Origin of the sequence: Nonomuraea rosea (genome assembly GCF_039539705.1) — a bacterium.
Lineage (GTDB): Bacteria > Actinomycetota > Actinomycetes > Streptosporangiales > Streptosporangiaceae > Nonomuraea > Nonomuraea rosea.
Window position 1 is genome coordinate 324,730 of record NZ_BAABDQ010000004.1, and the last position, 15,425, is coordinate 340,154.

A 15,425-nucleotide genomic window follows, 5' to 3' on the forward strand; every position below is an offset into this window, starting at 1 on the left:
CATGGCTCTATTCGACGGGGAGGGGGCTTGTGATGCGCGTCGTGGTCACGGACGCCGAAGTCACCCTGGCCGACGTGCTCTCCCTCCGACTCGCCATCGACGAACCACTGGAAGACGGCACCGAACTCGTGCTCAGGCATCGCACCACAGGAGTCGAACGCGACGTGCGGCTCGGCACGCCGGGTGCGCGGGCCCGTGAGGCGTCGCTGGCGGTCTCCCTGGCGCCGCTGGACCTCAGCGCCGGGCGCTGGGACGCCTACCTGCGCCACGACGGCAAACGCAGCAGGCTGACGAGCGTCGATCCGGGCTTCTCGCTCGACCACCTCGACGCGTACGCGCTGTGCAAGCGGACCCTCGCCTACCGCTCCTACCGCACCCGCAACGGCTTCCTGGCGCTGAAGATCGCCGAGGCCGAGCCGGTGGCCGAGGTGCGCGCCATCTGGTTCAGGGAGGGCCGCTTCGAGGTGACGGGCCTGCTGGCCTACACCGGCCTGGAGGACGACGACTTCCGCCACGAGGCCAGGCTGACCCTGGACCGCCGCCAGACGAGCGCACGGGTGTCGTCCACGGCCACCGTGCAGGGCGTGCGCTTCCACGCGGCCGTGTCGCTCGTGGACGTGCTGGCCGCCGACCCCGAGTCGGCGGGAATCTGGGAGCCGGCGCTGGAGGTCGAGGGCGTTCCTGCGCCGCTGCGCCTGGGCGCGCGGCTCGACGACGTGGACGGCAAGAGACGCCGGCTGCACTATCCCGCGGCCAAGGTGGACGGCGTGCCCATCAGGCCCTGCTACACCGCCGACGACGAGCTGCGGATCGAGGTGGGCGGATGAAGGTCAGCCTGGTCCTCGCCTCCGCGTACGCCATGCGCGGCGACGTGCGCGCCACGCTCAACCTGGCCACCGCCCTGGCCGAGCGGCACGACGTCGAAGTGATCAGCATCAGGCGGCAGAAGGAGAAGCCGTTCTTCCCCGTCGGCCCCAACGTGACCATGCGCAGCGTGGTCGACGTCAGGCCGGGCGTCCGGCACCTGCTCCCGCGCGGCCAGGTACGCACCGAGGTGGCGTTCTGGCGGCTGCTGCGCAACCTCAAGTCCGACGTCCTGATCACCACCAGGCCGGGGCTCGGCGTCCAGGCCGCCAGGCACGCTCCACGTGAAACCTTGAAGATCGCCAGGGAGTGGGGCAGGCCGGCCGTGCCGGGGCCCGTCAAACGCTTCTACCCGCGCCTGAACGCTGTCGTGACGGCCACGGACTCGGCCCAGGAGGAGTGGACCAAGCTCCTCACCGACGGGCCTGTCGTGCACTCCGTGCTGGACGCGCTGCCGAGCGGCCCCTGGCCGCGCTCGCGGATGGACAACAGGATCGTGGCCGCCGGTGGGCGCTGGGTGCCCGTCAAGGCGTACGACCGGCTGATCAGGGCGTTCGCGATCGTGGCGGACAAGCGGCCGGACTGGCGGCTGAGGCTGTACGGCGGCGGTCCGGAGGAGCGGCAGCTGCGCGCGCTGGTCCGCGACCTCGACCTGCACAACCACGTCTACTTCATGGGCACGACGCCGGACCTGGCGGGCGAGTTCGCCAAGGCGTCGATCGTGGCCAACACCTCGCGCAACGGCGATCTCGGCATGACCGTGCTGGAGGCCATGGGCTGCGGCGTGCCCGTGGTGGCCTTCGACGGGGCCAGGGGGACGACGGAGTTCGTGGCGACCGGCTACAACGGGGTGCTGGTGCCCGAGTCGGAGGGCGAGCTGCAGCTCTACGCGGCGGCGCTGCTGGCGTTGATCGACGACGAGCGCAGGCGGCGCTCTCTCGCGGCGGGCGCGCTGGACACGGCCGTACGGCACTCCGCGGACGAGGTGGCCGAGCAGTGGGAGAAGCTGATCGCCGATCTCCGTTGAGCGAGAGCCGCCGACGGCTATACGGGTTACGGGTACCGTAGAAGCATGCATGGGTACAGCGGAGACAAGCAGGCATACTTGACGCGCCTCAGGCGAATCGAGGGGCAGATCCGGGGCCTGCAGCGCATGGTCGACGACGATGCTTACTGCATCGATGTGCTCACCCAGGTCTCCGCCGCGACGCGGGCGCTGCAGGCGGTGGCGCTCGGGCTGCTGGAGGAGCACATTTCGCACTGTGTGGCCGACGCGATCAACAGCGGCGGGCCGGAGGCGGAGGCGAAGGTGAAAGAGGCGTCCGCGGCGATCGCCAGACTCGTCCGTTCGTAGGATCCGGCGCTGGCGATTGACTAGTTATGTGAAACCCCGGAAACCATGGTCCCGGTCCTCTTTTGAGTTCCAGAACTAGGTCCCCGGGGCTAGTTAGTAATCGTGATGGTCCTTCAGCGGCTCGCCGAAGTCCGCAATCCGAGCGCGTCGTCGAGTTCGTCCAAGGTCAGCCGCCGCTCGCTGACTGCCACGGCGGTGAGCACCTCGGCGTAGAGCGCAATCTCGTCCAACGCGACACGGTCGTGGACCCGAGAGTCCAGGTCGTCGTGCCCCACCGCGTCGTCCTTTCCTTCCGCAGCCCACACCCTCTACGAGGTTACGGCGGAGGCCCTTCAGGCGACATGGCCCATCGGAGTCATTCCTTTCCGCGCCGCGGGGGCCCCGGTGGGATCATTTCCCGAATCCGAGATCACAATTCAGCGAATTTCCTGTTCGCACAAGTGATAAGACGATACGGGCGGAGTTAGAGTGAAATAACGATAATAGTGGGTTACGTGTGGCGATCGTCGCGTTCATGGATCAACCTGCGTACGAGTGCCGTCTGCCCGGCCAGTCCGCGCGCCGGCATTCTGGCTCCGGTCAGCCTGCCCCACGCCAGCCCCGTGGCGTACGCGGCCCCCAGCACCGCCGCCGCGCTGCCCCTGTCGGGCGGCGCCACCTCCAGCAGCGGAGCGGGCTTGGTCGTGACCCCGCCTGACTGAGCGGGGATGGGGAAGCCGTCCGGCTCGGTCGAGTCGCCGGCGGACGTGCCGGTGAGCCCGGCGCGTTCCAGCTCCTCGTAGGCGAGCCTGAGCCGGTGGTCCAGCCGCGACGGCAGCATCCCCTTGGAGTCGGACAGATCCGCGAGGAACGCCGCGGTGGCCCCGGCCGGGTCGGGCGCGAACCGCAGCGCCTCCGCCAGGTCGTACACGGCGTGCCGGAAGTGCGCCTCCGGGTCGGTCTCCCAGAACAGCGCCCGCCCCAGCCGCGCCGGGCAGCGCCGCAGCCACGCCGCGCGCACCGCCTCGTCGTCCGGCAGGTCGTCGTCGAGCCCAGGACGGCGCAGCACGGGCTCGACCATCGTGAGCAGCGCCAGCGCCCGCGGCCTGAAACGGGTGTCGGACAGCAGGAGCTGGGCGGTGTCGGCCATCACCGCGGCGAGCCTGAGCGCGGCCCGCGAGCGGCCGGCCCGCAGGCGCTCGGCGACGAGCGTGACCAGGTCGATCAGCGGCGGCGCGGGCAGCCAGCGCACCCACTCGTCGCCGGGCAGCGAGCGGCGCAGGTATTCGCCGAAGACGGTGATCAGCCGCTCGTTGCCGTCGAAGGCCGGCGCGTACGCGCACCACATGATCGTGCCCCAGATGGCCGCCACCGTGCTCGGCACGTCGGAGGCGAGGATCTCGCCGAAGGCCGTGAGCGGATAGTCCAGCTCGGACTTGCGCCCGCTGGCCCGCAGCAGCACCCTGAGCTGCTCGGTGAGGTGCTCGGAGACGTCGGGTCCGATGAACGCCTGGGTGGAGCCCGGCTCGGCGTGGAAGTCGGGGCCGAGCGGGACCACCTCGTCGGGCAGCACCGCGGCCGGATGCTGCACCTGGCGCGGCCGCGTGCCCCTGGGCGGCGGCGCGAGATGCCAGCGGCCGTCGCCGGGATCGTGCAGGTGCCAGCGCGCGTGCGCGCCGAAGAGCCACCTGTCGCCATCGGGAGTCACAAGAATTCTGGCGGCCAGGACGTGGGCCCGGTCGGGAACGGAAAGCCCCTGCCAGCGGGGGTCTGCGACCATCGCACGGACCTCCGCCTCGGCGGAGGTGAACGCATCCCAAGGTCGCACGGCCGTCATCGTACTGGGAGTACTCGGATCATCCATCGGCATTTCACGGCAGAATGTCCGCTATGAGGGTGAAGGTAGCAGGGATGTTGGCAGTCGTGAGCGCGCTCGCCGGTTGCGGGACGACCACGGCAGTGCAGCCGACACCCTCAGGACCGGGCGTGCTCACGCTGAGCAACGCCTCACCGCCGGCGCCCGGTGGTGAGGTGGGCGAGGCCTCGACGGAGTTCACCGACGTGGCGGACCTGTCGATGTGGACCAAGCTCAGCGAGACGGAGAAGGACGTCGACAGGATCGCCAAGTACGACGTGAACAAGACCGTGAAGGGCTCCCTGTACCTGGAGCCCAAGACCTCGGCCTGGTTCGACGGCTTCCGCGGCCCCTTCGTCTACCAGGAGCTGGCCGGGGACATCGTCATGCACGCCAGGGTCAAGGTCGAGGGCAAGAAGGGCGGCCAGCCCAAGCGCAAGTTCTCCCTCGGCGGCCTGATGGCCCGCCAGCCCGGCTCGTACGCCAAGCCCAACTGGGTGTCGGTCACCACGGGCACCGGCGAGAAGAGCGGCCAGGTCGAGGTGAAGTACACCCAGGACGGCAGCTCCAAACCGCAGGAGCTGGCCGTCAAGGCGGGCTGGGTGGACCTGGCGCTGGCCAGGGTCGGCCGCGTCTTCGTCGCCCTCTACAAGGAGGACGGCGGCAAGTGGAAGGTCGGCCGCCGTTGGCCCTCCAACCTGCCCGACGTGCTGCAGTGGGGCGTCACCGCCTACAGCGACTGGGACAGCTACAACCTGCTCAAGAAGGACGCCGCCAAGGCCAACGCCAAGCAGGTCAAGGGCACGCCCGACCTGAAGCTGACCGTCGACTTCGTCCGGTTCCTGCGGCCGGAGCTGCCCGAGTACGCCGACCCGCTCAACACCGCTTCGGTGTCGGACGAGGTCCTGATCAAAGCGATGACGCCTGCCGGTGCCTGAGCGCCTTGGCCTGATAGTTGTCCGGCGTACGGGCGAAAGACGCCCGGTCGTCGTCGGTGAGCTCGCGCACGATCTTTCCGGGCACGCCGGCGACCAGCACGCCGGACGGGATCTTCTTGCCCGGCCCCACGAGCGCTCCCGCCGCCACCAGCGTCCCCGCTCCCACGTGGGCGCCGCCCAGCACGATCGCGCCGATCCCGATCAGGGCTCCCGATTCCACGTGCGCACCGTGCACCATGGCCTTGTGGCCCAGGCTGACCCGGTCCTCCAGGATGGCCGGCTCACCCGGGTCGGAGTGCAGGCAGCACAGATCCTGTACGTTGCACTCTTCGCCGATCTCGATCCGCTCGTCGTCCCCACGGAGAACGGAGCCGTACCAGATGCTGGACGCCCGGCCCACTCGTACGCGACCGACAACGACGGCACCAGGCGCGATGTACGCCTCAGGGTGTATGTCTGGAACTGCTCCGTTATCCAACGCTGCTATGTACATCCGACACATCGTAATTCCCGAGCTCCGCGGCCCGTGTATGGCGTTCCGGTTGCGGAAGTGGGCAGATGGCAGGAAAGTCGTTTCCTGACGTCTCGTCGTCAGACCCTCACAAGCCGCAGTTTTCCCCCGCCTCACGCAAACCACCCTTAGGTAACCCCCATGACAAACCAGCACGAGAGCATCCCCGATCTGATGCAAGAGGACACCTTCGAAGTCGTGATGCGCGGTTACAACCGCCGTCAGGTCCACGACTACATGATCCGCACCCGCAACCAGGTCAGGGATCTGGAAGAGCGGCTGGCGCGGGCGATCGACCAGGCCGAACAGGGCCGGATCGAGCTGGCAGAGGCCAGACGGCGGATGGTCGAGGCGCCGCAGAGTTACGACGATCTGAGCCCCAGGCTCGCGCAGATCCTCCGGCTCGGCGAGGAGGAGGCCGCGGCCAAGCGGGAGGACGCCGAGGCCGAGGCCGCGAGCGTGCGTGACGCGTCCAAGTCGGAGGCCGAGCGTCTCGTGACGTCGTCCCGCGAGACCGCCGACAAGATCCTCACCTCCGCCCAGGCGGAGGCCGAGCGCCGGGTGAGCGAGGCGACGGCGGCGGCCGAGCGGATGCTGGCCCAGGCGGGCGCGGACGCGGAGGAGCAGCTCACCGCGGCCCGCAACGAGTCGGAGGAGGCCCTGCGCGAGTCGCGGGCCGAGGCCGAGCGGGTGCTGTCAGCTGCCCAGTCGGAGGCGGAGCAGCTGCTGCAGTCCGCGAACGCGCAGGCCGAGCAGCTCGTCAGGAGCGCGCGCGACGACGCCGAGTCGATGCTCGCGGACGCGCAGCAGCGCACCGCCTCCATCGACGAGCAGGCGGGACGCCGGGTCGACTACCTGACCAACACGCACACCGAGGTCGTGCGGCGGCTGACGGAGATCAGCTCGGTCCTGGGCGACCTCATGCACACCGAGTCGGCCGCGGGCACGCTGATCCCCGAGTCCGTCACGGCGCCGCCGGTCCAGCCGTCGCTGCCGGCGGCCCAGGAGCCGCAGGACGGGCCGTCGCCGCAGGAGGACGTGCGGGTCATCATCGAGGAGGACGACGAGCCCCAGGGCGAGGACGCTCCTCAGGCGAAGACCGTCGTCTCCGACGACACGGACGTGAACATCATCCGCCTGTCCGAGGCGCACAAGTAACCACGGCAAACGGGCCCCGCCGACGTACGGCGGGGCCCTTTCATGTCGTGGCCCGCAGGTAAGCCTGGCCGCGCGGTGAGACGCGGTAACCGGTCTCCAGGCTGATCGTCAGCCCGAGGTTCTTGAGCTTGCGGACGTTGACCTTGAACGCGGCGACCTCCTGGCCCGCCTCCGGCGCCAGGTCCGCGGCCCGCACCCCCGGCCGCCGGGCGATGAGCTCCAGCACGGGCCGCGTCCAGGGGCCCATCCTGGCCAGCCGCGCGCTCAGGGCGGCCACGTCCGCGGGCGTCAGCTCGTCCGTGGCGGCCAGCACGTCACGCGGGTCGGGCCCGGCCACCAGGCGCAGGGCGAGGCGGTGGACGGGGTCTGAGCCGCGCGCGGCGAGGTCGGCCAGCAGCGTCGCGCGGTCGGCATAACCCGCTGCCTTGGCCTCCTCTTCCGTGAGGTCCTCGACGACCTCGACCGAGATGACCTCGGCCAGCAGGCCGTCGCCCATGCGGTAGCGGCCGCCCGCCGTGACCTGGGGGCGCTTCCATCGTCTGAAGGCCAGCGTGATCGACCCGTCCAGGACGCCCTCGCGCAACCGCCGTTCGAACAGCATGCTCCGACTGTACGGAGCGGAAGCCCCCGCCCCCGATAGGGTCGGAGGCTTCCGCGTTCGTGGCCCCTCCTGATTGGAGGCCCGGTACCGGGGCCGCCGAGACGCTGGACCCGGCACCGGGCTGTTCGTGGGCGCGGACCGCGGAACGCTCCACGGCCCGCGTCATGAGGGCGCGGGGCCGGCTCGCCACCGATGCTGCTCGCCGGCCCGCCTCTCCTGGTCTCTGAGGAGGTCGCGCAGGGCCTCCGGGTCGTCCGCGTCGATGGTCATCGCACATCCGGCATCGCGCTGCGCCGCGCTGAGCGGATGGTGCCTCGTGGCCCACCAGCGGCCCGCATCGCTCCGCCAGATGGTCCACTGGGGGTTTTCCCGGGCGATTTCGGCAAGGTGCCGATCAAAGGACATCGCTGTCCGCCTTTCCCGGCCCCCAAGCGAGGTTCCATCTCCCTAAACGGTGCGGCACATCTCTAGAGATATCAATGATCGTGATGGACAGGTCAACCTATCGCTTGACAGATCACCTTGAACTACGCGTCGAAGTCGTACTGGAGTACGTATGCGGCGGAGTCGAGGACCATCTCGTTGAGCTCGACGGGAAGCCCGCCCGACGTGTACGCGGTGCGGGAGATGACGATGATGGGCGTGCCTCCCGGCAGGTCGAGCAGCCCGGTCTCGCGCGGTCCCGGCATCCGGGCCCGTACCTCCTCGGTGAAGTGGGCGGGTGGCATGCCGAGATCGCCGAGCCTGGCGTAGACGCCGCCGGGCCCGGTGTCGGGAAGGGTGATCGCGCTGCCCTCGACCAGGCGCGCGGGGAAGTAGGAGGTGGCCAGTTGCACGGGTCTGGAGTCGACCGAGTAGCGGCGGCGGCGCACCCATACCTCGCCGCTCTCCAGAACGCCGGCCACTTCCTCCGTGGCGCGCTCCAGAACCACCTCGACCCGGTCCACGGTGAAAGGGCGGCCGCGGGCGTCGGCGTCCCAGATGGCCCGGCCCTGACCCCACTGCTCTCGGGACAGGCGACGGGAGCCGTGCCTGCGAATCGGTTTGAAGAGCCGCACGTAGACCCCCGAGCCTCGTCTGGGCACCGCCAGCCCTTCGTTGATGAGTACCGCAAGCGCCTGCCTGGCGGTGGCTCGTGCGATTGCGTGTTCGGCCATCAGCGCGTTCTCGCCCGGTAGCCGGTCCCCGTCGCGCAGTTCGCCGGACAGGATCCGGGCACGGAGGCCATCGGCGATGCGTCGGTAAATAGGAGGCTCATGAGGTACCGGGGATTCAGACACGTTATGATCACCCTCTGTCACCAACCAGGTTCTGGCGTCTCCAGAGAACTTGCCCCGTCTTGTCCACGATCGCACAGATACAGAGGTTGGTCGCGAGCTTCTTTTGAGCGGATCGTGCCTATGTGGTGAATTCGGCAGTGTTTTCGCGGGCCGTTACCCTGGAACGGTCCTAGCCGCTATTCGACCGGCCCACCAGCGGCGAGTAACCAACGCGGCCATCGCCGCCCCCGCCGTGTTGAGTATGACGTCGTCGACGGAGGAGAATCTGCCGAGCCTGAGCACGTACTGAAGCAGCTCGGCCAGGACCGAAAAGGCCGCGGAGAGGGCCGCAACGCGGGCCGCGGAGGACATGCGGCGGCTGCGCACCGGGAGCAGCGCGCCGAGCGCCGCGAACACCAGCAAATTGCCTCCCACCTGCACGAACGCCGCTTCCCATGGCGCGGCGGCGAGGTCGGCGAGATCCTTGAACGGGACGAGACTGACTCCGGTCTGACCGCTCGACGGGGTGAGGATCATCCAGATCCAGGGAGCGGTCCCGACCACGATGCCGACGTCGGCGATCGACGTGCGCAGGGGCGCCGGATGGCCGGCGCGAGCGCGGTGGCGGGAGAGGAGCAAGATTGCTAGCAAGGCCAGGGGGAGCGCAAAAGTACCAGCAATAATGACCTTTCCCCACAATTCCCACGTCCGCGCCATCCGACCATGATGGCGATTGATCTAGGGGTACCGGAAGATGTCCATTCGGACAGGTCTCCGGGAGTGCGGCCAGAGTGCGGACGGTCACGGACGCGCGGGCAGATGCTCGTCCAGGAAGGCCAGCGCGATCTGCCAGGTGCGCCCGGCCGCCTCGGGGTGATGGAACATCGGGGCCTCGCTGTTGTGGAAGGCGTGCCCGGCCTCCTCCTCGACGTGGACGACGACGTTCGGCCGGCCCTCGGCGGCCTGCTCGACGACGGCCACCCGGTCACGCCGGATGTAGGGGTCGCTGCCGCCGAAGACCAGCAGGAGCGGCGCGTCGATGCGGTCCATGAGCCCGGTCGCGTCGGGCACGGCCGAGCCGTAGAAGGACAGCACGGCGGCCGGCTCGACCTGGGTGGCCAGCATGTAGCCGATCGAGCCGCCCAGGCAGAAGCCGAGCGTGCCGATCCCGCCGCGCACCTCGGGCAGCGCGTTCAGGTGGGCGACGGTGAGCGCGCAGTCGGCCACGCCCTGCGCGAAGTCGAAGTCCGCGGCCAGGCCGAGGGCGGCCTGCGTGCCCTCGGGGGTGTGCTCGCCCTGCCAGTTCGGCCGCAGCCGCCAGAACAGGTCGGGCGCGCCCACCACGTAGCCGCGGGCGGCCAGGTCCAGCGCGACCTTCTCGATGTAGGGGCCGACGCCGTAGATCTCCTGCACCAGCAGGATCCCGGGGCCGCTGCCCGCGTCGGGCAGCCACAGGCGGACGTCGAAGGAGCCGTCGTGGGCGGTGACTCTGTCAGTGCGGGTCGTCATTGCAACAGCATCGCTCATAGCGCGGGCCGCGCCGGGGCGAGACGATGCGAACGAAGGTTCCGTGTCCCGGGATGCCCCGTTGTCCATCGGCCGCAGGCGATCTATACCAGGGGAGTGAGGGAGAGATGAGGAGAGTGTGGTGCTGACGCATTTCATCGGTGGCCAGCCGGTGGCGGCCGGCAAGTCGTTCCCGATCCACGATCCGGTGACGGGCACGGTGGTCAGGCACGCCCAGGAGGCCGATCCGGAGGTGGTCGACAGGGCGGTCCGCGCGGCGCGGGAGGCGGCCAGGGACTGGGCGGCGCTGCCCGTCGCGGAGCGCGCCGGGTGGATGCGGCGCCTGGCCGAGGGCATCGAGGCCCGTTTCGACGACCTGGTGGCGGCGGAGATCGCCGACACGGGCAAGTCGCTCGACCAGACCAGGACGCTCGACATCCCCCGCGGCATCGCGAACTTCCGCGCCTTCGCCGAGATCGCCGCCCAGCGCCCGGACGACGCCTTCCACCTGTCCGGGCTGCTCAGCTACACCGTGCGCAGGCCGCTCGGCGTGGTCGCGGTGATCGTCCCGTGGAACCTGCCGTTCCTGCTGATGACCTGGAAGCTCGCGCCCGCGCTGGTCGCGGGGAACACGGTGGTGGTCAAGCCGTCGGAGCACACGCCGGGCTCGGCCGCGGTGTTCGCCGAGATCTGCGCCGACGCCGGGCTCCCGGCCGGCGTCGTCAACATCATCTTCGGGTACGGCTCCGCCGGCCAGCTCCTGGTCGAGCATCCCGGGGTGGACGCCGTGACGTTCACCGGCTCCACCGCCACGGGCACGGCGATCATGAACGCGGTGGCCGACCGGGTCAAGCCGATCTCGTTCGAGCTGGGCGGGAAGAACGCCGGGCTGGTCTTCGAGGACTGCGATCTCGAGCGGGCGATCGAGGGCAGCGTGAAGTCGGTCTTCACCAACGGCGGCCAGGTGTGCCTGTGCACCGAGCGGCTCTACGTGCAGCGGTCGATCTTCGAGGAGTTCTGCGCCCGGCTCGCCAGTCGCGCGCAGGAGCTGGAACCCCAGCCGATGATCTCCGCGGAGCATCGCGAGAAGGTTCTGTCCTACTACGCCTTGGCCCGCTCGGAGGGAGCCAAGGTGCTCACAGGGGGCAGTGTCCCCACGTTCGGTGATCATCGCGATTCTGGTTATTTCGTGGAGCCGACGGTGGTGACAGGCTTGTCGGAATGGTCCAGGTTCAACAGAGAGGAGATCTTCGGTCCCGTCTGCCACGTCGCGCTCTTCGACAGCGAGGCCGAGGCGATCGACCTGGCGAACGGCAGCGACTACGGCCTGGCGGCCACGCTGTGGACGGCCAACCTCGACCGCGCCCACCGCGTGGCGCAGCGGCTGGAGGCCGGGCTCGTCTGGGTCAACACGTGGTATCAGCGCGACCTGCGCACCCCGTTCGGCGGAGTGAAGCTGTCGGGGATCGGCAGGGAGGGCGGCACCCAGTCACTCGACTTCTACTCCGAACCCACCACCATCACCATCAGACTGGAGCAGCCCGATGCATGACGAATGGTCCCAGGCCGTGGACGCACGCGGCCACGCGGCCGACCGGCTGGTCGAAGCCGCGCGTACGGGGAAGCCGTGCGCTCCGATCAGGGACCTGGTGGCCACGGCGGCCGACGGCTACACCGTGCAGGAGATCAACACCAGGCGGGCGCTCGACGAGGGGCGGCGGCTGGTCGGCAAGAAGATCGGGATGACGAACGCGCAGGTGCGGCAGCACTTCGGCATCGATCAGCCGGACTACGGCATGCTCTTCGCGGACATGGCGTACTCCGACGGCCTTCCCGTGCCCCTGGACAGGTTCCTGCAGCCGCGGGCGGAGGCCGAGATCGCGCTCGTGTTCGGCAAGGATCTGGAGGGCGGCCCCTTCACGGTGGCCGACGTGCTGAGGGCGGTGGAGTTCGCGCTGCCCGCCATCGAGATCGCCGACTCGCGGATCGCCGACTGGGACATCACGCCGGCCGACACGATCGCGGACAACGCCTCGGCCGGCGCGTTCGTGCTGGGCAGCACGCCGGCCTCGCTGATGGGGCTCGACCTGGGCGCGGCGGGGATGACGATGACCAGGGCCGGGCAGGAGGTCTCGTCGGGCTCCGGCGCGGCGTGCCTGGGCCATCCGCTCAACGCCGCCGTCTGGCTGGCCACGGCGCTCGGCCGCACCGAGCGCGCGCTGCGGGCCGGAGACGTGGTGCTGACCGGCGCGCTCGGCCCGGTGGTCCCGGTGGGTCCCGAGGACGTGTTCGAGGCCCGCATCGAGGGGCTCGGCTCCGTACGGGCGGTGTTCTCGCGGTGAAGGAGCAAGGCCGGGCGCTCCGCGTCCCGGGCAAGGCGACTCCCCGGGGGCGCTTCCCGCACGTCAAGCGGGCCGGCGACTTCCTGTACGTGTCAGGCACGAGCTCCAGGCGCCCCGACGACTCGTTCGTGGGCGTCCAGGTGGACAAGTTCGGGGTGACGGACCTGGACATCCGCGCGCAGACCAGGGCGGTCATCGAGAACATCGGCGACATTCTCAAGGCGGCGGGCGGGTCGCTCGCGGATCTCGTGCAGATCACCACGTACCTGGTAAACATGAACGACTTCAAGGGCTACAACGAGGTCTACGCCGAATTCTTCGACGAGGAAGGGCCCACCAGGACCACCGTCGCGGTGCACCAGCTCCCGCACCCGCACCTCCTCATCGAGATGCAGGCCGTCGCCTACCATCCACAGGAGCGATCATGATCCCCCCTATTGACTTCACCAAGTGGATCGACGAGCACGCCCACCTGCTCAAGCCGCCGGTCGGCAACAAGGTGATCTTCGAGGGGGCGAACGATTTCATCGTGATGGTGGTGGGCGGGCCCAACTCCAGGACCGACTTCCACGTGGACCCGTACGAGGAGCTGTTCTACCAAGTACGCGGCAACATGCACGTCAACGTCGTGACCGAGCACGGCCCGGAGACCGTGCACATCCGCGAGGGCCAGATGTGGCTGCTGCCGCCGGGCGTGCCGCACTCGCCGCAGCGGCCGGAGGACGGCTCCGTCGGGCTGGTGGTGGAACGGATCCGGCCGGAGGGCGAGCTGGAGAGGTTCCAGTGGTACTGCGCCGGGTGCGGCGGCCTGGTGCACGAGATCGAGCTCCAGGTACGCGACATCGTCAAGGACCTGCCGCCGGTGTTCCAGGCGTTCTACGCCGATGAGAAGGCCCGCACCTGCGGGCAGTGCGGTGCACTACATCCTGGCAAGGGCTAGATGGTCATCGACGTCCACACGCACCACGTGCCCAAGGGCTGGCCCGAGCTGGGCTGGCCGGGGGCGCCGAGGCTGAGGGTCGATTCGGAGCGCGAAGCGACGATCCTCGTCAACGACCGAAGTTTCCGGAAAATTCAGGATGACTGCTGGGATCCGCAGGTCCGGCTGGAAAAGATGGACAAAGACGGCGTGGACCGGCAGGTGGTCTCGCCCACGCCCGTCTTCTTCGGCTACGAGCGGCCGGCCGCCGAGGGCGTCCGGATCGCGCGGGTGTTCAACGATCTGGCGCTGGAGATCTGCCGGGACCCGCGGCTGATCCCGTTCTGCCAGGTGCCGCTGCAGGACCCCGGGCTGGCCTGCGAGGAGCTGGAGCGCTGCCTGGCGGCCGGCCACAAGGGCGTGGAGATCGGCAACCACGTCGGCGACCGCGATCTCGACGACCCGGGCGTGGTGGAGTTCTTCCAGCACTGCGCGGCACGGAACGTTCCCGTCTTCGTGCACCCGTGGGACATGCCCGGCGGCCCGCGCGTCGAGCGGTGGATGGCCCAGTGGCTCGTCGGGATGCCCGCGGAGACGCACCTGTCCATCCTGGCGATGATCCTCGGCGGCGTGTTCGACCGCGTGCCGGACACCCTGCGGATCTGCTTCGCGCACGGCGGCGGCTCGTTCGCGTTCTGGCTCGGCCGGTTCGAGAACGCCTGGCACCGCAGGCACGACCTGGTCGGCGTCTCTGAACGGCCGCCGTCCCACTACCTCGGCAGGTTCAGCGTCGACTCTGCCGTCTTCGACGAGCGCGCGCTTCGGCTGCTCGTCGACACTCTCGGGGAGGACCACGTCATGCTCGGCTCCGACTTTCCCTATCCACTAGGCGAGTCGCCCTCCGGCGACCTGATCAGGAATGCCGGCTTCCTGTCCGGCACGGCCCGCGCCAAGCTGCTCGCAGCCAACGCCGAGGCGTTCCTGGGCTGAAGGGAGCTCCCCATGCGCATCCCCGTGCTGGGGCTGCCCGTGGCCGGGCTGCCCGTGGTCGGCCTGGCGGTGCTGATGGCGGCGGGCTGCGGCGGGACGGTGCCGCTGCTCGAAGAGGACAGCCCGCCGGTCAAGGTCGGTGCGATCATCTCCCAGACCGGCGTGTACGCCATGCTCGGCGACGACATGGAGATCGCCATGCGCCTCTACCTGGACGGCCACGGAGGCCGTCTGGGCGGCCGGCCGGCCGAGCTGATCGTGGCCGACGACGCCGGCAGCCCCGAGCAGGGCCAGAAGGAGGCCAGGCGGCTCATCGACGCCGCGGGCGTGAACGTCCTCACCGGCCTGATCTCCTCGCCCGTCGCCGAGTCGGTGGTCCAGGTGGCCGGCACGACGCCCGTGGTGATCGCCAACGCCGGCTCCGACGACCTGGGCGGCCCGAACGTCTTCCGCGTCTCCTACACCAACCGCGCCCACGGCATGGCCGCCGGCCGGTACGCCGCCGAGCGCTACGGCAAGCAGGGCGTCGTCCTCATGGCCTCCGACTACTCCGCGGGCGTCGAGACGCTCAAGGGCTTCGAGGAGGGGTACGGCGCCCGGCCGCTCAAGCAGATCCTGACGCCGTTCGGCAAGGCCGGCGACCTGGAGCCGTACTTCGAGCAGATCCCGCCGCAGGCCGGCCTCCTGTACGCCTTCTACGCGGGCGGCGAGGCGGCCACGTTCGTCAGGTCGTACAAGCGGCTCGGCTACGATGCCAAGATCAAGCTGCTGACCTGCCAGAACCTCACGGACGAAGACGTGCTGCGAGCCATCGGCCAGGACGCGGAGGGGATCACGAGCGTCGGCATGTACTCTCCGGCGCTGGACAATCCCGACAACGCGGCATTCGTCGCCACGTGGCGGACCAGGACCGGCCGCAACCCGTCGGCGGTGGCGCTCCAGAGCTGGGACGCCATGCGGCTCATCGACAAAGCGCTGGCCGGCGGCGGCGACCTGAGCCGCGCGCTGGGCGGGGCGGGAGAGCTGGACGGCCCGCGCGGCCCGTTCAGGCTGGACGCGGCGCACGACCCGGTGCAGAACTGGTACGCCCGCGAGTACCACAATGGTATAAACCGGGTAATCGCCACCATTCCCCCCAAACAGGAGTGA

General features: G+C 69.6%; 18 protein-coding genes. 11 read left to right on the top strand and 7 right to left on the bottom strand.

Features of this window, described 5'->3' with window-relative positions:
* Window positions 1-32 precede the first annotated feature (32 nt).
* Genes ABEA43_RS12510 through ABEA43_RS12520 form a run of 3 tightly spaced genes read left to right on the top strand, consistent with a single transcriptional unit; the run spans window position 33 to window position 2,218 of the window.
* Window positions 33-827: a hypothetical protein gene (locus ABEA43_RS12510; RefSeq protein ID WP_345561306.1), complete on the top strand. Its 795-nt coding sequence runs from the start codon at window positions 33-35 to the stop codon at window positions 825-827.
* Window positions 824-1,891 (top strand): glycosyltransferase, encoded by a 1,068-nt coding sequence (locus tag ABEA43_RS12515; RefSeq protein WP_345561308.1) that lies wholly within the window; start codon window positions 824-826, stop codon window positions 1,889-1,891. The genes ABEA43_RS12510 and ABEA43_RS12515 overlap by 4 nt, the downstream gene beginning before the upstream one ends.
* A 45-nt stretch (window positions 1,892-1,936) precedes the next feature.
* The gene (locus tag ABEA43_RS12520; RefSeq protein WP_043615428.1) at window positions 1,937-2,218 is read left to right on the top strand and encodes a metal-sensitive transcriptional regulator; all 282 of its coding nucleotides are present in this window, start codon (window positions 1,937-1,939) and stop codon (window positions 2,216-2,218) included.
* Window positions 2,219-2,331: 113 nt separating this feature from the next.
* Here ABEA43_RS12520 and ABEA43_RS12525 read toward each other — a convergent pair whose 3' ends face one another.
* Together ABEA43_RS12525 and ABEA43_RS12530 are read right to left on the bottom strand one after the other, a co-directional pair.
* Window positions 2,332-2,493, bottom strand: a complete 162-nt coding sequence (locus tag ABEA43_RS12525; RefSeq protein WP_020540796.1) for a hypothetical protein — start codon at window positions 2,491-2,493, stop codon at window positions 2,332-2,334.
* Window positions 2,494-2,708: 215 nt separating this feature from the next.
* Entirely contained in the window at window positions 2,709-4,034 is a 1,326-nt protein-coding gene (locus ABEA43_RS12530; protein WP_345561313.1) for a hypothetical protein, read from the bottom strand.
* A gap of 74 nt (window positions 4,035-4,108) precedes the next feature.
* Between ABEA43_RS12530 and ABEA43_RS12535 the strand changes: the two genes are divergently transcribed.
* A complete protein-coding gene (locus ABEA43_RS12535) occupies window positions 4,109-4,990 on the top strand; it encodes a DUF1349 domain-containing protein (protein WP_345561315.1) in 882 nt (293 codons plus the stop codon).
* Here ABEA43_RS12535 and ABEA43_RS12540 read toward each other — a convergent pair.
* Window positions 4,962-5,483: a gamma carbonic anhydrase family protein gene (locus ABEA43_RS12540; protein WP_345561316.1), complete on the bottom strand. Its 522-nt coding sequence runs from the start codon at window positions 5,481-5,483 to the stop codon at window positions 4,962-4,964. The two genes, ABEA43_RS12535 and ABEA43_RS12540, sit on opposite strands and share 29 nt — an antisense overlap.
* Before the next feature lie 159 nt (window positions 5,484-5,642).
* Here ABEA43_RS12540 and ABEA43_RS12545 point away from each other — a divergent pair, with 159 nt between their 5' ends.
* Window positions 5,643-6,659 (top strand): hypothetical protein, encoded by a 1,017-nt coding sequence (locus ABEA43_RS12545; protein ID WP_345561318.1) that lies wholly within the window; start codon window positions 5,643-5,645, stop codon window positions 6,657-6,659.
* A 40-nt stretch (window positions 6,660-6,699) separates the two neighbouring features.
* Here ABEA43_RS12545 and ABEA43_RS12550 read toward each other — a convergent pair whose 3' ends face one another.
* The 4 genes from ABEA43_RS12550 to ABEA43_RS12565 form a co-directional block, all read right to left on the bottom strand.
* On the bottom strand, window positions 6,700-7,260 hold the full coding sequence (locus ABEA43_RS12550) for an ASCH domain-containing protein (RefSeq protein ID WP_345561319.1): 561 nt from the start codon (window positions 7,258-7,260) through the stop codon (window positions 6,700-6,702).
* 527 nt (window positions 7,261-7,787) lie between these two features.
* Complete coding sequence (locus ABEA43_RS12555) at window positions 7,788-8,540, bottom strand: GntR family transcriptional regulator (protein WP_345561321.1); 753 nt, start codon at window positions 8,538-8,540, stop codon at window positions 7,788-7,790.
* Window positions 8,541-8,693: 153 nt separating this feature from the next.
* Window positions 8,694-9,236, bottom strand: a complete 543-nt coding sequence (locus tag ABEA43_RS12560) for a VanZ family protein (RefSeq protein WP_345561323.1) — start codon at window positions 9,234-9,236, stop codon at window positions 8,694-8,696.
* Window positions 9,237-9,320: 84 nt separating this feature from the next.
* Window positions 9,321-10,028, bottom strand: coding sequence for a dienelactone hydrolase family protein (locus ABEA43_RS12565; RefSeq protein ID WP_345561325.1), 708 nt, complete (start codon window positions 10,026-10,028; stop codon window positions 9,321-9,323).
* Between the two features lie 139 nt (window positions 10,029-10,167).
* On the opposite strand from ABEA43_RS12565, the gene ABEA43_RS12570 reads away from it, so the two are divergent.
* The 6 genes from ABEA43_RS12570 to ABEA43_RS12595 are packed head-to-tail and all read left to right on the top strand — an operon-like array spanning window position 10,168 to window position 15,425.
* Window positions 10,168-11,577 (top strand): aldehyde dehydrogenase family protein, encoded by a 1,410-nt coding sequence (locus ABEA43_RS12570; protein ID WP_345561326.1) that lies wholly within the window; start codon window positions 10,168-10,170, stop codon window positions 11,575-11,577.
* Complete coding sequence (locus tag ABEA43_RS12575) at window positions 11,570-12,367, top strand: 2-keto-4-pentenoate hydratase (protein ID WP_345561327.1); 798 nt, start codon at window positions 11,570-11,572, stop codon at window positions 12,365-12,367. Before ABEA43_RS12570 ends, ABEA43_RS12575 begins: the two co-directional genes overlap by 8 nt.
* Entirely contained in the window at window positions 12,364-12,795 is a 432-nt protein-coding gene (locus ABEA43_RS12580) for a RidA family protein (protein ID WP_345561329.1), read from the top strand. Before ABEA43_RS12575 ends, ABEA43_RS12580 begins: the two co-directional genes overlap by 4 nt.
* Window positions 12,792-13,307: a 3-hydroxyanthranilate 3,4-dioxygenase gene (locus tag ABEA43_RS12585; RefSeq protein WP_345561330.1), complete on the top strand. Its 516-nt coding sequence runs from the start codon at window positions 12,792-12,794 to the stop codon at window positions 13,305-13,307. Before ABEA43_RS12580 ends, ABEA43_RS12585 begins: the two co-directional genes overlap by 4 nt.
* Window positions 13,308-14,276: an amidohydrolase family protein gene (locus tag ABEA43_RS12590; protein WP_345561331.1), complete on the top strand. Its 969-nt coding sequence runs from the start codon at window positions 13,308-13,310 to the stop codon at window positions 14,274-14,276.
* Between the two features lie 12 nt (window positions 14,277-14,288).
* On the top strand, window positions 14,289-15,425 hold the full coding sequence (locus tag ABEA43_RS12595) for an ABC transporter substrate-binding protein (protein WP_345561332.1): 1,137 nt from the start codon (window positions 14,289-14,291) through the stop codon (window positions 15,423-15,425).

What these genes read in the sequence shown, in the direction of transcription:
- ABEA43_RS12575 (WP_345561327.1), top strand. Translation starts at nt 11,570, where the DNA reads ATGCATGACGAATGGTCCCAGGCCGTGGACGCACGCGGCCACGCGGCC.
- ABEA43_RS12590 (WP_345561331.1), top strand. Translation starts at nt 13,308, where the DNA reads ATGGTCATCGACGTCCACACGCACCACGTGCCCAAGGGCTGGCCCGAG.
- ABEA43_RS12510 (WP_345561306.1), top strand. Translation starts at nt 33, where the DNA reads ATGCGCGTCGTGGTCACGGACGCCGAAGTCACCCTGGCCGACGTGCTC.
- ABEA43_RS12585 (WP_345561330.1), top strand. Translation starts at nt 12,792, where the DNA reads ATGATCCCCCCTATTGACTTCACCAAGTGGATCGACGAGCACGCCCAC.
- ABEA43_RS12565 (WP_345561325.1), bottom strand. Translation starts at nt 10,028, where the DNA reads ATGACGACCCGCACTGACAGAGTCACCGCCCACGACGGCTCCTTCGAC.
- ABEA43_RS12540 (WP_345561316.1), bottom strand. Translation starts at nt 5,483, where the DNA reads ATGTACATAGCAGCGTTGGATAACGGAGCAGTTCCAGACATACACCCT.
- ABEA43_RS12520 (WP_043615428.1), top strand. Translation starts at nt 1,937, where the DNA reads ATGCATGGGTACAGCGGAGACAAGCAGGCATACTTGACGCGCCTCAGG.
- ABEA43_RS12530 (WP_345561313.1), bottom strand. Translation starts at nt 4,034, where the DNA reads ATGACGGCCGTGCGACCTTGGGATGCGTTCACCTCCGCCGAGGCGGAG.
- ABEA43_RS12560 (WP_345561323.1), bottom strand. Translation starts at nt 9,236, where the DNA reads ATGGCGCGGACGTGGGAATTGTGGGGAAAGGTCATTATTGCTGGTACT.
- ABEA43_RS12535 (WP_345561315.1), top strand. Translation starts at nt 4,109, where the DNA reads ATGTTGGCAGTCGTGAGCGCGCTCGCCGGTTGCGGGACGACCACGGCA.
- ABEA43_RS12545 (WP_345561318.1), top strand. Translation starts at nt 5,643, where the DNA reads ATGACAAACCAGCACGAGAGCATCCCCGATCTGATGCAAGAGGACACC.
- ABEA43_RS12515 (WP_345561308.1), top strand. Translation starts at nt 824, where the DNA reads ATGAAGGTCAGCCTGGTCCTCGCCTCCGCGTACGCCATGCGCGGCGAC.
- ABEA43_RS12595 (WP_345561332.1), top strand. Translation starts at nt 14,289, where the DNA reads ATGCGCATCCCCGTGCTGGGGCTGCCCGTGGCCGGGCTGCCCGTGGTC.
- ABEA43_RS12550 (WP_345561319.1), bottom strand. Translation starts at nt 7,260, where the DNA reads ATGCTGTTCGAACGGCGGTTGCGCGAGGGCGTCCTGGACGGGTCGATC.